15 protein-coding genes are annotated in these 14,517 nt (G+C 35.8%); 8 read left to right on the top strand and 7 right to left on the bottom strand.

The features are described from left to right. Positions 1 to 15 precede the first annotated feature (15 nt). The 4 genes from qoxB to PVA17_RS05170 all read left to right on the top strand — a co-directional run bounded on the left by qoxB (position 16) and on the right by PVA17_RS05170 (position 4,247). Entirely contained in the window at positions 16 to 1,959 is a 1,944-nt protein-coding gene (gene qoxB, locus PVA17_RS05185; protein ID WP_132357019.1) for a cytochrome aa3 quinol oxidase subunit I, read from the top strand. 1 nt (position 1,960) lies between these two features. Then, positions 1,961 to 2,560: a cytochrome aa3 quinol oxidase subunit III gene (gene qoxC / locus PVA17_RS05180; RefSeq protein WP_132357020.1), complete on the top strand. Its 600-nt coding sequence runs from the start codon at positions 1,961 to 1,963 to the stop codon at positions 2,558 to 2,560. Further along, positions 2,560 to 2,844, top strand: a complete 285-nt coding sequence (qoxD, locus tag PVA17_RS05175) for a cytochrome aa3 quinol oxidase subunit IV (RefSeq protein ID WP_132357021.1) — start codon at positions 2,560 to 2,562, stop codon at positions 2,842 to 2,844. The genes qoxC and qoxD overlap by 1 nt, the downstream gene beginning before the upstream one ends. A gap of 542 nt (positions 2,845 to 3,386) precedes the next feature. Beyond that, positions 3,387 to 4,247, top strand: a complete 861-nt coding sequence (locus tag PVA17_RS05170; protein ID WP_132357022.1) for a DUF6612 family protein — start codon at positions 3,387 to 3,389, stop codon at positions 4,245 to 4,247. 587 nt (positions 4,248 to 4,834) lie between these two features. Here the strand turns inward: PVA17_RS05170 and PVA17_RS05165 are convergent. The 3 genes from PVA17_RS05165 to tsaA form a co-directional block, all read right to left on the bottom strand. Further along, positions 4,835 to 5,980, bottom strand: a complete 1,146-nt coding sequence (locus tag PVA17_RS05165; RefSeq protein WP_274067092.1) for a DUF418 domain-containing protein — start codon at positions 5,978 to 5,980, stop codon at positions 4,835 to 4,837. 830 nt (positions 5,981 to 6,810) lie between these two features. Next, positions 6,811 to 7,374 (bottom strand): GNAT family N-acetyltransferase, encoded by a 564-nt coding sequence (locus PVA17_RS05160; protein WP_274067091.1) that lies wholly within the window; start codon positions 7,372 to 7,374, stop codon positions 6,811 to 6,813. Positions 7,375 to 7,411: 37 nt separating this feature from the next. After that, entirely contained in the window at positions 7,412 to 7,873 is a 462-nt protein-coding gene (tsaA, locus tag PVA17_RS05155) for a tRNA (N6-threonylcarbamoyladenosine(37)-N6)-methyltransferase TrmO (RefSeq protein ID WP_274067133.1), read from the bottom strand. Between the two features lie 288 nt (positions 7,874 to 8,161). Between tsaA and PVA17_RS05150 the strand changes: the two genes are divergently transcribed. Further along, entirely contained in the window at positions 8,162 to 9,166 is a 1,005-nt protein-coding gene (locus tag PVA17_RS05150; protein WP_274067090.1) for a nucleoid-associated protein, read from the top strand. Positions 9,167 to 9,317: 151 nt separating this feature from the next. Continuing rightward, on the top strand, positions 9,318 to 9,626 hold the full coding sequence (locus PVA17_RS05145; RefSeq protein WP_274067089.1) for a hypothetical protein: 309 nt from the start codon (positions 9,318 to 9,320) through the stop codon (positions 9,624 to 9,626). Between the two features lie 133 nt (positions 9,627 to 9,759). On the opposite strand, the gene PVA17_RS05140 is transcribed toward PVA17_RS05145, so the two are convergent. The 4 genes from PVA17_RS05140 to PVA17_RS05125 all read right to left on the bottom strand — a co-directional run bounded on the left by PVA17_RS05140 (position 9,760) and on the right by PVA17_RS05125 (position 12,054). Beyond that, positions 9,760 to 10,485: a metallophosphoesterase family protein gene (locus PVA17_RS05140; protein WP_274067088.1), complete on the bottom strand. Its 726-nt coding sequence runs from the start codon at positions 10,483 to 10,485 to the stop codon at positions 9,760 to 9,762. 22 nt (positions 10,486 to 10,507) lie between these two features. Continuing rightward, positions 10,508 to 11,011, bottom strand: a complete 504-nt coding sequence (locus PVA17_RS05135) for a DinB family protein (protein ID WP_132357027.1) — start codon at positions 11,009 to 11,011, stop codon at positions 10,508 to 10,510. A gap of 71 nt (positions 11,012 to 11,082) precedes the next feature. Continuing rightward, a complete protein-coding gene (locus tag PVA17_RS05130; RefSeq protein ID WP_274067087.1) occupies positions 11,083 to 11,625 on the bottom strand; it encodes a TlpA family protein disulfide reductase in 543 nt (180 codons plus the stop codon). Between the two features lie 51 nt (positions 11,626 to 11,676). Continuing rightward, positions 11,677 to 12,054 carry a hypothetical protein gene (locus PVA17_RS05125; RefSeq protein ID WP_274067086.1) on the bottom strand — a complete coding sequence of 126 codons (378 nt, stop codon included), beginning with the start codon at positions 12,052 to 12,054 and terminating at the stop codon, positions 11,677 to 11,679. A 517-nt stretch (positions 12,055 to 12,571) separates the two neighbouring features. On the opposite strand from PVA17_RS05125, the gene PVA17_RS05120 reads away from it, so the two are divergent. Together PVA17_RS05120 and PVA17_RS05115 are read left to right on the top strand one after the other, a co-directional pair. Next, the gene (locus PVA17_RS05120) at positions 12,572 to 13,051 is read left to right on the top strand and encodes a DUF6530 family protein (RefSeq protein WP_274067085.1); all 480 of its coding nucleotides are present in this window, start codon (positions 12,572 to 12,574) and stop codon (positions 13,049 to 13,051) included. Between the two features lie 19 nt (positions 13,052 to 13,070). Further along, positions 13,071 to 14,447 carry an MATE family efflux transporter gene (locus PVA17_RS05115; protein ID WP_132357031.1) on the top strand — a complete coding sequence of 459 codons (1,377 nt, stop codon included), beginning with the start codon at positions 13,071 to 13,073 and terminating at the stop codon, positions 14,445 to 14,447. Positions 14,448 to 14,517 lie beyond the last annotated feature (70 nt).

Genomic DNA, 14,517 nt, shown 5'->3' with positions numbered 1-14,517 from the left:
AAAGGAGCGCATCCAATGAGTATGGAAGAAGTATTCCATCCTATGCAAGAACCGATGATTTTAGCGGCAGCTATTAGTATCGTAGTTGGAGCAGTTGTTATCGTGGCTGGCCTTACGTATTTCAAAAAGTGGGGCTATTTCTACAAAAACTGGCTATCAACTGTTGACCATAAAAAAATCGGTATTATGTATATCGCTACAGCACTTTTGATGCTATTCCGTGGCGGTATCGATGCATTGTTAATGCGTGCACAAACGGCAGTTCCTGATAATGGACTTCTAGATGCACAACACTATAATGAGATTTTCACAACACACGGTTTATTAATGATTTTATTCATGGCTATGCCATTCGTAATTGGTTTAATGAACATTGTTATCCCACTGCAAATTGGTGCACGTGACGTTGCCTTCCCACGTCTAAATGCAGTTAGCTTCTGGTTATTTGCTGCTGGTTGTGGTTTATTAAACCTATCATTTATCATTGGTGGTTCACCTGACGCTGGTTGGACAGCTTACTTCCCATTAGCTGGGACAGAATTTAGTCCATCTGTTGGGAACAACTACTATTCTTTAGCTTTACAATTATCAGGGATTGGTACGTTAATGACTGGTGTTAACTTCATCGCAACAATCATTAAAATGCGTGCACCTGGTATGACATTAATGAAAATGCCAATGTTCACTTGGTCAATTTTAATTACAAACGTTATTATCGTATTTGCATTCCCAGTATTAACTGTAGCACTTGCATTAATGATGTTAGACCGTCAATTCGGTACACAATTCTTTGCAATGCAAAATGGCGGTATGGATATGCTTTGGGCCAACCTATTCTGGGTTTGGGGACATCCTGAGGTTTATATCGTTATCCTACCTGCTTTCGGTATTTTCTCTGAAATCATTGCGACATTTGCACGTAAAAACTTATACGGCTATAAATCAATGGTTATGAGTATGGTCGTTATTTCGTTACTATCATTCTTAGTATGGGCCCACCACTTCTATACAATGGGTCACGGTGTAATGGTAAACAGTGTATTCTCTATTACAACAATGGCAATCGCTGTTCCGACAGGGGTTAAAATATTTAACTGGTTGCTCACAATGAGACACGGTAAAATTCAATTTACAACTCCTATGCTTTATGCTCTTGGCTTTATTCCTATCTTCACAATTGGTGGGGTTACAGGGGTAATGCTTGCAATGGCAAGTGCTGACTATCAATATCATAATACGATGTTCTTAGTTGCCCACTTCCACTATGTATTAATTCCAGGTACAGTATTCGGTGTACTTGCAGGTTACCACTACTGGTGGCCAAAAATGTTCGGTTTCCGTTTAAATGAAAAACTAGGTAAAGCAGCTTTCTGGTTTATCGCAATTTGCTTTAACGTAACATTCTTCCCTCTATTCATTTTAGGTTTAGATGGTTACGCTCGTCGTATGTACACTTACTCTGAGTCAACTGGTTACGGTCCATTGAACATGCTATCGTTCATCGGTGGTATCGGTCTTGCTGTCGGCTTTGCGTTAATCGTATATAACATTTACTACAGCTGGAAACATATGCCTCGTAATGAAAAAGCAGATGTTTGGGATGGTCGTACATTAGAATGGGCTACTCATTCTCCAGTACCGGAATATAACTTTGCAGTAGTTCCAACTGTTACACGTTTAGATGAATTCTGGTTCGCGAAAAAAGAAGGTCGCGATATTACAGCAGGTAAAATTGAAAAAATTCACATGCCTAACAACACTGGCACACCATTCTGGATGAGCGGATTCTTCTTCCTTGCAGCATTCTTCGCTGTATTTAATCTATGGATTCCAGCCATCATTAGTATGATTGGTGTATTCGGCTTTATGATTCATCGTTCATTTGAAAAAGATCATGGTCGATACATTTCAGTTGAAGAAGTTATGGCAACTGAGAAAAGCTTGAGAGGTGATAAATAATATGAAAATCGATTCTTCACTTCCATTAGAATATAGTACAGAAGAAAATCGCCTGAAAATTTTCGGTTTCTGGGTTTTCCTTGGCGCCGAAATCGTATTATTCGCCACACTATTTACAGTGTATTTCACACTTCAAACACGTACAGGTAGTGGCCCAAATGGCGCTGAGATTTTCGAATTAACACCAGTATTATGGGAAACTTTCTTATTATTAACTAGTAGTTTCACAATTGGTCTTGGTGTTCACGCAATGCGTATTGGCAATAAAAAAGCGATGATGGCATTTTTCATCATCACACTTCTATTAGGTCTTGGCTTCTTAGGTATTGAGATTGATGAATTTGTCACATATGTTGAAGAAGGTGCGACTATTCAAACAAGCGCATTCTTATCAGCATTAATGACTTTACTTGGTACGCACGGTCTTCACGTAACATTCGGTTTCTTCTGGGGCGTTGCAATTTTAATCCAAGTAGCTAGCCGTGGTTTAAACCCACAAACAGCTAACAAAGCGTTTATCTTCTCACTGTACTGGCACTTCCTAGACGTTGTTTGGATTTTCATCTTCAGCTTCGTCTACTTGAAAGGACTGATTAGCTGATGAAGGAATTATTCCCAAAACAACATGTGATGGGCTTCGGCTTCTCACTGTTACTAACTGTTGTAGCTTTAGCTGTTATTAAATTCGATATGTCTTTTAACATGGCATTCGCCGTTTTACTAGTAACTGCTCTTGCGCAAGCAACTGTACAATTAGTATTATTCATGCACATCGGTGAATCTGAAGATAAGAAAACGTTATATACAACGATTTTATATTCAGTATTCGTAGGTGTTGTCACAATCATTGGTACATTATTCGCAATGATCTGGGGCTATAATTGATAAACAAAGCCGAGAAAATGATATCATTTTTTCGGCTTTTTCTTTTTGTAAATATTTTTTCCACCATAGAAAGTAGACTCAACTTAAAACCGAACACCCCTCCCCTACTCTTCCCTATGCAAACATAGCAATCACTGACCTTATTCATTATTCCTTTGCATAATTACGTCTGGCATCGGTAAAAATAAAAGCTTCGTTACTAACCTCCTATTCCTGTCGCTTCTTTAGCACTACGCTTTCGTACAGAAAACATTCGTTGCCCAAGTGGCTCATCGGACGTCTCGCCCCTAGGGAGCTTTGCTCTGTACGAAAGCGAAGCGCCAGCTAGAGCGGAAATCATCCCCGTGTTTTAGTATTTAAAAACACCGTTGCAATATTTCACAATAACTAGCACCGAATTTATTATTATTTATGAATTAATTTTCTTGCTACTCATAGTGAGTAAGAAGACTTATTTATCAAGACGTGCATTAGGTATTTACTATTATAGTAATGTATACTAATAGATGATGTTTTTTACCAATGAATAGGAGATGAACGTAATGAACAAATTTTTTAAAGTTTTAAGTGTTGGAGCACTAGCACTGACACTAGCTGCCTGTAACAGTAGCGCTACCCCTAAGAAAGACACGACTAATAAAAGTACACTCACTTTAGAGCAAGTGTATGAAAAAGCGATAGAACGCCAAGCTGACATTAAAAGTACGAGTGCAAAAATGGAGACAACTCAAGATTCCAAAATCGGCTCAGGCGACCAATCTATGGAGTTTTCCATCAAATCGAAAATGGATATGGATGTAGTTACCGATCCTATTGCTATGCATTTATCAGGTTCAATGACAATGCCAGATATGGCTAGTGCAGATCAAAAAAGTACGGAAATGCCGATTGATATGTACATGAAGAAAGATCAAGGCTTTTTCATGAAGGATGAAACAACTAAAACTTGGTATAAGTTACCAAACGAACAGTTTGATGCAATTATGGAACAAACTGCATCATCAGCAGATGCTAAGACACAATTAAATCAGCTTAAAAACTTTATCAAAGATTTCAAATTCGAACAAACAGATAATGCATATATCTTATCTTTAGACGCTAAAGGCGATAAATTTAAAGAACTTATCGATTCAGAAATTAGCAAATCCATGAAAGATATGGGTCTTGAAGAAAACCCACTTGATAACTTAACAATCGATAAAATACACTATGTTCTAGAAATTGATAAAAAGACTTTCGATACAAATAAATTGGATATGAATTTCGATTTAAAAATGAAAGTTGAAGATCAAGAACTATCAATGAAAACAAAATCAGTTGTGACATACACTGAATTCAACCACCTAAAAACAATCGACATCCCACAAGAAATTATCGATAAAGCACAATCTATTGCACAATAATCAATATAAAAGGAATCTGCTTACTTTCATGTACGCAGATTCCTTTTACTTTAAGGTATCACTTTAATGAAATCGACTTTTATAGTCCAACGATACTACAATACAATTTGCTTCATTCACAAAACGTTGGCATAGTAAATCATCACCCTCTGAAGCACCTAGTACATACTCCATCCATCCATAAAAACGCTGGTATTTCCTTCACCTTTTCCTTTGGCTCCTAAATTCTAAAACGTAGTGATCGTTTTCAACCTGCTATTGGAGCAGGTTGAGCTGTTGCTATGATCCTCCTAATAGCTTGATACGTCTTTTTTGATCAATACGGTTTCCATTCATTTCATCCTTTGATCATTAAAATTTCCTTTATGATTTTAAGAAGTTAATTTCCACCATCAAGCATCCGTTGTAATTAAGAAACCTATGATATTTGCAATCTCTTCTGGCGATGCGAAACTTCGCATCGTTCGTTCCCCTCTGGATTCGTCTCTATTCCCTTCAAAATCTATTCTCTAGCAGGACATATAGCTAGAACCATATTCGAGGCTGCTATTACAAAGGGGATTTTTCTCATCCCCTTTGTTTTAAATTTAATCACTATTAATACCCTGTTCTTTTCCTTTTAATCGACCATCAATCGACCAATTCGTCCATATCCGTAAAGCCTGCTCAAATGGCCCACGCTTGAATTTTTTTAAATAGAAGACGCTGCCAATGCACTGCACACAATAAATACCTAATCCAAATAACATCCCATTCAAGACACCTAATTTTCCAAACAACCCAAAACCATAGCCAAAAAATACTGTTGTACAAATAATAGATTGCATTAAATAATTAGTTAAAGACAGCTTACCAACACATTCAAAGGCATGAATAATAGACGACGTACGCCATTTCCTATAGAGTAAGGCGGCCACACATACATAGCCTAACGCTAAAACTTGTGCCCCACTCATCTGCAGCATAGTCGACAAATCTCCTTCTTTTAAGCTCAAATATTTACATAGTAACCCTATAGGTACAAGTATCATACCAAACTTATACCATTTTTGTTCCCGCTCCATATTTACAAATGCCCGCATTTTTGCAAGCGCCATACCAAGTAAAAACAACGGTGCATAAAATAATGGCGCTACAAATAATAGGATAGATGTTTCTTGTTCCGGCATTAGCCTATTTAGACGAAAATTAACGACATCTAAATAACTACCATGTGCATAAATGGCATCTGCTTGTTCAATATACGCATTGATATCCTGCTGATTTGCTGGGAGATCTAAGTTAATATTCATTATAATTGTGACTGAAAATACAAAGAAAATACTAGCCCATATGATAATTGTTTTTGCTTTTCGATTAATGAATGGTAACAAAAACAGAATCATACAACCATAATATAAGAGTATGTCACCTTCCCATATAAATGTAGTATGCAGCCAGCCTAATACAATGAGCCCCACGCTCCGTCGAAGTATAATCCATCGACTTTTCACCCCTTTTTCGCGGACCGATTCAATTAGCTTTATAAAAGAAAATCCAAATAGCAGCGTAAAAATAGGCATAAAAGAGCCACCAATAAATACCCTCACAAAATCCCCTGTACTTTGTGATGATAAATTTTTTAAGGCTCCATGCATGCCATATTGAAAAATTACTAAATTAGCAAGTAAAATCCCAAGCAAACTAAATCCACGAAGACTATCAACGAACGAAACCCGTTTCAATCCCATCATGTTTCCCCTCTCCATTCATTTAAAGAAAGAATAACGTAATAACCTTATAGCTATTTAATCGTAACCTTAAGACGGTCTTAAAAACAGAAAAATAGGACTATTCTGTTATAAATGCACTGGGGGACATGGGAATGGACGTTTGAATTTTGTTCGATACAAACAAAGACTTCTACTCATTGAGTAGAAGTCCCATGTTATTGATAAGCTATTTTCTTACTTGAACATTCTTCAGAAAACGAAGGGTAAATATCCGTTCCGACTGAGCGCCTTCCACGGGTCGTCGTTTGTCCGAAAAGCGCAGCGACAGCAAAAGGGTTTTTATGCGCAAATGCGAAGCAGCAGCGCTTTGACTATTCTTTCCGTCGTCTTCGGCCTTTCTTTCCGTCGCTCTGACTCTTCCTTCCGTCGATTCGACTATTCTTTCCGTCATCCTGACCTCTTTCCGTCACTTTGGCTTTCCTTTCCGTCGCTTCGGCCTTTCTTTCCGTCGCTCTGACCCTTCCTTCCGTCGATTCGACTATTCTTTCCGTCGATTCGACTATTCTTTCCGTCGTCCTGACCTCTTTCCGTCGCTCTGACTATTCTTCCATCGCTTCGGCCTTTCTTTCCGTCACTCAGACCCTTCCTTCCGTCGATTCGACTATTCTTTCCGTCGTCCTGACCTCTTTCTGTTAGTAAAGGGTTTATCTGCGCGAATGCGAAGCAGCATCATCAAAAAAGGCGTTATTAAAATACCTTAATGCATTTAGCCTCCGTTCCCCTAACTCGCTTCACCAATCCAGGATCTCATCTAAGACTTACCCTCGAGGAAGAATTTAAGCTTTACATATTCATTTACTTCCTTGATATGCTTTAGCATCTATAGAATAATGAAGCAATCCTTCAAAATCCTTCAGTTCTGAATTAAGATTGTTATACGTATATTCATAGCTCATTCCCAGTTTATCTACAATTCGTAAAGATGCCACGTTTTCAGGATGAACAACAGCAATAATATTAGGTAAACCAATCTTATAAAATGCATAATTCATCAAAGCTTTTGTTGCTTCAGATGTTATTCCTCGCCCTCTATAAGCTTCAGAAATACCGTAATAAATTTCGATTTCTGTGTCTTTTACATCATCGGGGCCAAGCCCGCAATAACCAATTAATTTTTGACTCTGCTTCTCTACAATAGCTAGATTAAGCTTATGTACCTTAGTAGGCGTGTTTTTTAAGTTACATTGAATGGACCACTCTATTACTCGCTGAACATCATCGCGGCTTGGCACGTCCTCTGGGATAAATCGGTAAAAGTCAGGCTCAGAAACGACTGCATATAACTCATCCAAATCAGTGAAAGCATATGGACGAATTACTAGTCTCTCGGTTTCAATATGAAGATTTAAAAACATAATGATTTCTCCTTAACAAATAAAATAAAATAATATACTAGTCCCAATAATTCTTCATTAAATCAGTTGCCCATTGTGGCTGTTTTATTTCACCTTTCGGTAGAAATTCTTTCATTACAGGTTTTATATCAATGATTGGTGTGCCATCAATAGCATCTAAGCCTTTAACGATTATAGTTCTATCTTTTAATTCTAGTAATTCTACAACTGTTACGCCTATTTTATTAGGTCTATTTTTACCTCTCTGTGCAAAAATACCGACTTCCGGATAGTCCGTATTATTTCTTGGATGCCTCGCTTCATATTGGATTTTTTCAGCTGCCACTTTGTCAAAATAAAAAATTATTTCTAAATGAGAAAAATCATCAATCTTCTTTAAAGATGATTCATGCATACCTTTTGTCAATTCAATAGTAGAAATGACATCACCCCAATTGTCGTCTTCAATCATTGTTCGACTATTGCTTACCACAGCTATTGGTTTAATGTTATAAAGCATATCAAGACCTCTTCTCTTTGTAGATTTCTTCATGCATAGTTCCATTTATTCCTAGTATACTTCAGCAACAATCAATGTCAATTTAAGGTAATGTACTTGTCATTTCAAATGAGTTTCCCTATTTAATAAAGAACCCATAGCCTTATACAAATGATCAACAAATCTCATAAATGCATATATTCAATGTTCTTTTTAATTTTATTATTCGTAAAAATAAAATACATGAAAATGTTGCAAGGGATATGATATGGTATATTATCTACAATGAAATTTTAGAAGGTGGAAAACATGCTTGAAGTAAGTGAAAGTAAGTTATTACAATATATTTTACATTTTATTGACGATACACTTGTGTTAGGTGAGGAATCATTATCACAGCCAGAGGTCATGCTAGAGGCAGCTTTTACACAGCTAGCGTTTAGCAAAATCGATTTAGAGCAGCAATTCGAATTTTTTCATGAAACAGACATTGCCTTAAACGAGGTTTACACATATGTGAGGGCAATATTTGATCAGGAGACTAGTTTCTTAGAACAATCCATCAACATTGCTAAACACTTACATAGTGTATCTCAACATCCTAACATTAAAAGTGGCGAATTGTTTATTGGATTATTTGACAATTGTTTTCTAGCGACAGAAGCTAAAAAAATAATTGCCATCGTTAAAATTGATGAAAAGGAAATGTTTTTAGATGTAAAAAGCGATCACAACAAAATGGTCGTCAATGGTGTTGATGGAATTAATGTAAAGAAAATTAATAACATGGCCATTATCGTAGATATGGGAACGGATGTGGCACCTGCTGTCTTCATGAAAACAAAAAGGAAAGAAGATACTGTCTACTGGCAAGAACGATTTTTAAAGATTAAAGCAGCTGATGAACATTATTACAAAACGAATTTAGCATTAACAGAATGCAAAAAATATATTTTAAAAGAAGAGAGCTTTACAAATACTGAGAAGCTTGGGCTTTTAAACAAAACGCTTGATTACTTTAGAAATGAAGATGAATTTCAAGTAAATAATTATATTGAAACAGTATTTGATAATGCTGAACCAACACAAAAAGATATTATTATAAATTCGGTAAAACCATATGAAACCGTAATTTCCGAAAGTGCGCTTGAAAAGGCTGAAAAAAAATATAAACGTAAAATTAAACTCGATTCTAATATTGAAATTCAGGTAAATGTACAGGATATCGAGCAAGTGGAAGAACTAATTGAAGTAGGCTACGATGAATCTACGAATCGGAAATTCTACAAAATTTATTTTCAGGAAGAACTATAATGATATACTTGTGGCTTTCCAAATATTTATAGGAAAGCCTCTTTTTATAGTTAAAAAAACGTATTTCCAATCTCAAAAAGAATCGCACCTTTCAAATCATCACCTAATGTGTTACAATTTCCCAAAACAATTAAGGTGGGGCGTTTGTAATATGTCCTATATAAGCGAATTACTAAATTATATTGATAGTGCTTCCATCGAGATTTTACTTGAACTTCTTTTAGTAACTACATGTATTTCAACCATCATTTATTTAGTAACGAAAAACCAATATATTTCATACTTATCGTCTGCACCAATATTTTATTTTCTCTCATTAAATTTCAATCACAATTCTCACTTTATGCTGCTCATCTTAGCAATGACAGTTCAAGCCTCTGTCATTTTATTTATCCAAAAGAAGGATCTTCTAAAAGTCATTACAGCAAAAGAGCAAAGCTCACGTCAATATTTAAAATGATACACAATAAAGGACTTGTTTGTATGATGTATCCACAAGTCCTTTTACTTTATTATCCTATTAATTTGGCATAATTGCGTCGAAGGCTTTAGCTTCTCTTAGCGAGTGTTTGGACACCCGCTGAAATACCACCTTAAACTCTTCCATATTTTAATGCTCTGGCCCAATCAGACCTATTTTGAATTTCACTTTGTTTAATAGCGACCTTAGTATCATAAGGAATGCTTAACTGCTCAATCATCCATTCACCATTCCGCTTTTCTACAACTGTATAATTCGCAAATGGTGTACCGGATTCCATCTTATAATTGAATGGTTCAACTTCTTCATAAGCAGGCAAACCGACACTGCCTGGATTAATAATGATTTTGTTATTAGGTAAATAAACAATCGTTGGAAAATGGGAGTGGCCACAAAAAATAATATTTTGTGGGATATCTTTTACTAATTTCATTATTTCCTCTGTCTGTTTTAAAGTAACACCATTTGGCGTTATATCATTCAACATATATAGCTCATCATTTTCAGGTGAAGCATGACAAAAGTAAAAATCATCTGTCTGAATGGAAAATGGCAGGTTAATTAACCAGCTTTTTTGTTCTTCTGAGAGCACGTCTATTACATATTGCACGGTTGGATTTTCCGATGAAGACGCCAACAATATCCGATCACAATTCCCACTTACACTTTTAATATTTGTACTCTTTATCATTTCATATGTTTCTAACGGGAATAACGGTCCGTAAAGAGTGTCACCTAAATTATATATCTTATCGATACTTCTATATTTTATATCCTCTAACACTGCTTTTAATGCATCTTTATTTCCATGAATGTCTGATAATACAGCTATTTTCACACTATCATCACCCTAATTAGTTTTACATTTTTGGAGCTTCCATACCGAAATTTATCCATTCCTCTTTAGCTGGCCCATAAATGCCTGGGACAGTTAATCCCGCCTGTCGCATAAGAACCGTCATTTGTCCCCGATGGTGATTCTGATGTTGAATCAAGAACATTAACAAAGTACCAATTCGCATTTCTTGACCGAAAAAATGGATGTCCTCGTGAAGGGTTTGATCAGTCCAATTTGTTTTTATTGCCTTCACAAATGCATTATTAGTTTGGGAATAGCTATCTGCAATAAATTGCGCAGAAGTGGGAACAGGATAATCTTTAGATGGAGCATCAAATGGTAAACTTGTATTTGAAGTAATGATTCGAATTGCAGTAACAGTATGCCAAGCAATACGTCCTAAAGTCCAATTGTCAGACGTTATTTCCTGTTTAAGCGATTCATCAGTTAGATTATTTAATAACCTCTGTGTACAATTTGCTTCGAACGCCCAAGACTTAAAAAAATCATTTAAACTCTGATACATAATAATCCCCCTCTTTCTTAAAAGTGACGCCAATAGAAAAGTGCTCTCATCATAAAGGAAATGTTTATAGATTAGTAGAGGTTTTCAATATATTTATTTAATTCTTTTTGATTAATCGATCCTTTTATCGTGTACATTAATTTACCTTTGGAATCAAATATAAAAGTTGTTGGATAAGCCATTATTTCAAATGATTTTTGAAGTGTACCATCTAAATCAAGAAATATAGGGAAATTCAATTTGTATGACTCTTGAAATTTCATGGCATTTTCTCTACTATCTTTAGAAGTTGCATTGATCGCTAACAGCTCAACATTTTCTGGTTTATTGGTATAAAAATCCGTAAATTCAGAAGCCTCTTCTTGGCACGGTCCACACCAAGATGCCCAAAAGTTAACGATTAGGACCTTGCCATTGTATTCTTTAAATGTTGTTGATGATTCGTCTAATCGTGTTAATTTTGCATCAAAAACAAGCTGTTTTGTTCCATCTTCATTTTCTACTATCGGTTTGACTGTTGTTTCTTTTATGAATACATTTTTCACAACAATTCCTACAAGTAATACGACTAACAAAGCAGATATATATTTACCTAAACGCTTTTTATCCTGCACAAACAATCACCTACATAACCCTTTTTAATTATCGTTTTCTCTTAAAACGTACTAGATTGAATTTCGATAAGCTAACATTAATTTTTCTTTGGCTTTCTGACCTGCTATGCCGTTTTTTAATAATTCATTAGATTTTTGGTGATCTAAAGTTTTTGTAAATTGATTGAATAGGTTATCCAACAAAACGTCCGTCATCCCGCCTGTGCTTTGCTCTGTATCTTGTCCCTTTGGTAATTTTGTTTCTTTAATCAGTACTCTTTCACCATTTAAATTTGTTACATAATGACGAAGATAACCACCTTCTCTTATAATTTCATATTTCGCTTTTGCCTCTTTCTTTTTATCTAAAAATAAATCTGGAGATAGTCTATTAATTTCACCTTTTTTAATCGTATGTATGTAATTATTATTTGTAGATTGGATTCTCATTCTATTACCCTCTTTCATTCGTTTTTCCGATATTCAAAGAATAATGCTTATTTGATTTCCATTATATAAACCAATTGGATCATAACCAAAACGTGTGGTTGATTTCCGTTCCGACCGGGCGCTTTGTTGCTGACGCTTCGCTTTCGCACAGTCAAAACATTTGTTGCTGTCGCTTTGCTTCCTCACAGAGCAAAGCTTCTTGGGGGTGTCTAGTCTCCACTCCAATCAACTATTTACATAGTAGAAGTTTTAACAAAAGTCATTCACAACTTTTGATGATGAACCAACCAATTACCATTTTAACCAATTTAATGAATTCAGTCTACTCTCTATATAACTATCCCATTTCATCAATGCAGTCTTACAAGATAACATTTTAACTAATTTGTTCATCTGATCCATTATACAAAAAATTTTCCATATAAAGATTGACCTCCGAATTTGTCCAATGTTATATTTACTAATGCAGTAATTTACTAAATTACTAAAAATTAAACGAACAAAGGGGGATGTAATTATGAAAATACCTACTCATTTAAAGCATAAACCTGTTATTGTTGCTGAAAATTATGCCAATATTGATGGGCGCTCTGCTTATCATACAGATGCGCAAGGGCTGTCACTTGGCTTAGCTCAATGGAATGACAGAGGTAAGGTTGATATTTCAGCTAAAGTATGGCGTCATACAGGTGGTAAATGGTCACGTCAATCGGAAGAATTACCGCTTCATCGCGTGCTTGACCTTGCTATATTAATTTGTGAATCTCAGCTTCATTTTAAGGAAGCTTATCGCTACGATCATTTATATGATGAAGAAAACCCTGTTATTAAACGTATTGGCTTACAAGGGGATGCAATGACAGTGGAAGTATGTATGGAAAATGAACAAATTGAAGAGGATATTAAGCTCTTTAATCAAGCTTTAAGTGCGGATGGTGAACTAATTGGCGAACGCCTGCGCACGCTATCACATATTTTAAAGGAAATGGGTTATTAAAACCCAAGAGGGGATAAAAATGAACCAACAAATTTTACATGATGATAAGAAACTGCAAAAAGCTTTTTTTAACTTTTTAATCCCAGTTATGCTAGCGAATGTGCTGCAGTCACTAGGGCAAGTCTTTGGCATGTTTATAGTTGGGCGCAATTTAGGTGTTGATGCGCTAGCCGCAATTTCAGCATTTTTTCCATTCTTCTTCTTTTTAATGGCATTTGCTATTGGGATTGGCTCAGGTAGCTCGATTTTAGTAGGGCAAACGTATGGGGCTGGCAATCATGAGAAGATGAAGGAGGTTGTAGGGGTAACTTTAGCCTTTACAACAATTTTATCGATTGTTGTCGCAATTTTTGGTGGCTTTTTTATTGAGTGGATTTTACGCTTTATGCAAACACCCGCAAATATATTAGATATGAGTATCAGCTATGCTCAAATCTTATTTTTCACATTACCAATTATGTTCTGGTATTTGGTGTACACAACCTTTATGCGTGGTGTAGGTGATTCCAAAACACCTTTTTTATTTTTAGTCATAAGTGTTATTTTAAATATCGCATTCCTACCACCATTAGTTTTCGGCTGGCTTGGTCTGCCTAAATTTGGTTTGAACGGCGCTGCCTATGCCTCTGTTTTATCCAATCTAGTGACGATGTTATTATTATTTGCCTACTTGCATAAAACAAAGCATATTTTACGCTTAGACAAATCGATTCTACAGCATTTTAAATTAAAGAAGGATATTTTAGCTTCATTATTAAAATTAGCCATTCCGGCAAGCATTAGTATGGTTGCAATCTCTGTAGCAGAAATTGCTGTAATAGGCTTTGTTAATGTTTACGGCTCCGATGCTACTGCTGCTTACGGTGTTGTCAATCAGGTCGCTAGCTATGCACAGGTGCCGGCGATGAGTATTGCTATTGCGACCTCAGTATTTGTGGCGCAAGCTTTAGGGGCAAACTCTACGGATATGATTAAAAAAATTCGTCAATTTGGTGTGCTCGTTAACTATATTTTAGGTGGCGCGATTATTTTAATCATGTATTTATTTGCGGAGCCTATTTTATCTTTCTTTATTGATAAACAAGATACGGTACTTATCGCCAAGGATTATTTATATATCGCGTTTTGGAGTTATTTAATTTTCGGCCATACACAAACCGTTTCAGCTACAATGCGAGCTACGGGTGTTGTCTTATGGCCTACAATTTTCCTAGTCATCGCTATTTGGGTAGTCGAGGTACCATTGGCGTTTGTTTTATCGCACTACACTACATTCGAGCTAAATGGCGTTTGGATTGCTTACCCTACTGCCTTCTGTGTACATTTTGTATTACAATACGCATACTTCAAGCTAGGCTGGCAAAAACGAACATTAAAAGCAATGCTCAGCGATTAATTATATGATAGGGTCTGTAGACAAAGTTATATGTAACTTTGTCTACAGTAATTTTCTATAGGTGTATAAA

This window comes from Lysinibacillus sp. CNPSo 3705 (genome assembly GCF_028674935.1).
Classification (GTDB): Bacteria; Bacillota; Bacilli; order Bacillales_A; family Planococcaceae; genus Lysinibacillus.
Note: the sequence above shows the minus strand (reverse complement) of the source record. Positions and strands in the feature narration are given on the sequence as shown.

Coding starts and splice junctions, on each gene's coding strand:
- qoxB (WP_132357019.1), top strand. CDS start 16: ATGAGTATGGAAGAAGTATTCCATCCTATGCAAGAACCGATGATTTTA.
- qoxC (WP_132357020.1), top strand. CDS start 1,961: ATGAAAATCGATTCTTCACTTCCATTAGAATATAGTACAGAAGAAAAT.
- qoxD (WP_132357021.1), top strand. CDS start 2,560: ATGAAGGAATTATTCCCAAAACAACATGTGATGGGCTTCGGCTTCTCA.
- PVA17_RS05170 (WP_132357022.1), top strand. CDS start 3,387: ATGAACAAATTTTTTAAAGTTTTAAGTGTTGGAGCACTAGCACTGACA.
- PVA17_RS05165 (WP_274067092.1), bottom strand. CDS start 5,980: ATGATGGGATTGAAACGGGTTTCGTTCGTTGATAGTCTTCGTGGATTT.
- PVA17_RS05160 (WP_274067091.1), bottom strand. CDS start 7,374: ATGTTTTTAAATCTTCATATTGAAACCGAGAGACTAGTAATTCGTCCA.
- tsaA (WP_274067133.1), bottom strand. CDS start 7,873: ATGCTTTATAACATTAAACCAATAGCTGTGGTAAGCAATAGTCGAACA.
- PVA17_RS05150 (WP_274067090.1), top strand. CDS start 8,162: ATGCTTGAAGTAAGTGAAAGTAAGTTATTACAATATATTTTACATTTT.
- PVA17_RS05145 (WP_274067089.1), top strand. CDS start 9,318: ATGTCCTATATAAGCGAATTACTAAATTATATTGATAGTGCTTCCATC.
- PVA17_RS05135 (WP_132357027.1), bottom strand. CDS start 11,011: ATGTATCAGAGTTTAAATGATTTTTTTAAGTCTTGGGCGTTCGAAGCA.
- PVA17_RS05125 (WP_274067086.1), bottom strand. CDS start 12,054: ATGAGAATCCAATCTACAAATAATAATTACATACATACGATTAAAAAA.
- PVA17_RS05120 (WP_274067085.1), top strand. CDS start 12,572: ATGAAAATACCTACTCATTTAAAGCATAAACCTGTTATTGTTGCTGAA.
- PVA17_RS05115 (WP_132357031.1), top strand. CDS start 13,071: ATGAACCAACAAATTTTACATGATGATAAGAAACTGCAAAAAGCTTTT.